This window comes from Gordonia sp. UCD-TK1 (assembly GCF_001691435.1).
Taxonomy (GTDB): domain Bacteria; phylum Actinomycetota; class Actinomycetes; order Mycobacteriales; family Mycobacteriaceae; genus Gordonia; species Gordonia hongkongensis.
In genome coordinates, this window is record NZ_LZMP01000064.1 from 1 (window position 1) to 2,605 (window position 2,605).

Annotated in this window: 1 rRNA gene; it reads right to left on the bottom strand. The window is 55.4% G+C overall.

Features of this window, described 5'->3' with window-relative positions:
- Nucleotides 1-2,584, bottom strand: a 23S ribosomal RNA gene (locus tag A9310_RS22235); the annotation flags it as partial.
- Nucleotides 2,585-2,605 lie beyond the last annotated feature (21 nt).

Here is a 2,605-nt window from a genome sequence, read left to right on the forward strand (position 1 = left end):
CGTCTCACAGTCAAGCTCCCTTGTGCACTTACACTCAACACCTGATTGCCAACCAGGCTGAGGGAACCTTTGGGCGCCTCCGTTACCTTTTAGGAGGCAACCGCCCCAGTTAAACTACCCACCAGGCACTGTCCCTGAACCCGATCAGGGTCCGAGGTTAGAAGTCCAATACGATCAGAGTGGTATTTCAACAACGACTCCATGAACACTGGCGTGCCCACTTCACAGTCTCCCACCTATCCTACACAAACCGAACCGAACACCAATACCAAGCTATAGTGAAGGTCCCGGGGTCTTTTCGTCCTGCCGCGCGTAACGAGCATCTTTACTCGTACTGCAATTTCGCCGAGTCTGTGGTTGAGACAGCAGAGAAGTCGTTACGCCATTCGTGCAGGTCGGAACTTACCCGACAAGGAATTTCGCTACCTTAGGATGGTTATAGTTACCACCGCCGTTTACTGGGGCTTAAATTCTCAGCTTCACCACCGAAGTGATTAACCGGTCCTCTTAACCTTCCAGCACCGGGCAGGCGTCAGTCCGTATACATCGTCTTACGACTTCGCACGGACCTGTGTTTTTAGTAAACAGTCGCTTCTCTCTGGTCTCTGCGACCCACACCAGCTCAGACCGAAAAGATCGTCACCAGGATGGGTCCCCCTTCTCCCGAAGTTACGGGGGCATTTTGCCGAGTTCCTTAACCACAGTTCTCTCGATCGCCTTAGTATTCTCTACCTGACCACCTGTGTTGGTTTGGGGTACGGGCCGTGTACCAACTCACTAGAGGCTTTTCTCGGCAGCATAGGATCATGGAATTCGCCACAACGGCTACGCATCACCTCTCAGGCTATGTGAGTGACGGATTTGCCTATCACTCGCCCTACAGGCTTACACCAGTACAACCACTGACTGGCCCCACTACCTTCCTGCGTCACCCCATCGCTTGCCTACTACCAGCCAAGGTCCCATGCATCACCCCACTCGRSRYCCGAAGRYSYTCCCGGGGGATCAGGATGGTTAGTACAACTGATTCAGCATGGGCGCGGATACACGGGTACGGGAATATCAACCCGTTGTCCATCGACTACGCCTGTCGGCCTCGCCTTAGGTCCCGACTCACCCTGGGCGGATTAGCCTGGCCCAGGAACCCTTGGTCATTCGGCGGCAGAGTTTCTCACTCTGCTTTCGCTACTCATGCCTGCATTCTCACTCCCACACCCTCCACACCTGGATCACTCCGGCGCTTCCACGGATGCAGGACGCTCCCCTACCCACCCACACACCTGGTCGACCCTCCATAGAAGATCGACGGGCTAAYGTGTGAGTGCCGCGGCTTCGGCGGTGTACTTGAGCCCCGCTACATTGTCGGCGCAGGATCACTTGACCAGTGAGCTATTACGCACTCTTTCAAGGATGGCTGCTTCTAAGCCAACCTCCTGGTTGTCTTCGCGACCCCACATCCTTTTCCACTTAGTACACGCTTAGGGGCCTTAGCCGGCGATCTGGGCTGTTTCCCTCTCGACTACGAACCTTATCGCCCGCAGTCTCACTGCCACACTCTCACTTACCGGCATTCGGAGTTTGGCTGACGTCAGTAACCCTGTGGGGCCCATCGGCCATCCAGTAGCTCTACCTCCAGTAAGAAACATGTGACGCTGCACCTAAATGCATTTCGGGGAGAACCAGCTATCACGGAGTTTGATTGGCCTTTCACCCCTACCCACAACTCATCCCCTCCATTTTCAACTGAAGTGGGTTCGGGCCTCCACGACGTCTTACCGACGCTTCACCCTGGCCATGGGTAGATCACTCCGCTTCGGGTCTAGACCCGGCGACTCWAWCGCCCTATTCAGACTCGCTTTCGCTACGGCTACCCCACACGGGTTAACCTCGCCACCGAGCACTAACTCGCAGGCTCATTCTTCAAAAGGCACGCCATCACCCGCCCCGAAGGCACAGGCTTTGACGGATTGTAAGCGTCCGGTTTCAGGTACTATTTCACTCCCCTCCCGGGGTACTTTTCACCTTTCCCTCACGGTACTAGTCCGCTATCGGTCACCAGGAAGTATTCAGGCTTACCGGGTGGTCCCGGCAGATTCACAGCAGATTCCACGAGCCCGCTGCTACTTGGGGACACCGTCACGCAAGACCATGTGTTTTCAGCTACCGGACTCTCACCGACTACGGCAGACCATTCCAGGCCACTTCACCTAACACACAGCTTTTTGACTCACGCTTCCACAGGCAGATGGAAGAAGACGAACCCCACAACCCCACACACACAACCCCTACCCGGTATCACATGCGCATGGTTTAGCCTCCTCCGCTTTCGCTCGCCACTACTCACGGAATCACAATTGTTTTCTCTTCCTATGGGTACTGAGATGTTTCACTTCCCCACGTTCCCCCCACACAGCCTATACATTCAGCTGGTGGTAACACGACATCACTCGTGCTGGGTTTCCCCATTCGGACACCCTCGGATCACAGCTCGTTTGACAACTCCCCGAGGACTATCGCGGCCTACCACGTCCTTCATCGGCTCCTGGTACCAAGGCATCCACCGAACGCCCTTACACACTTACAACAACACCTACAAACAACCCCC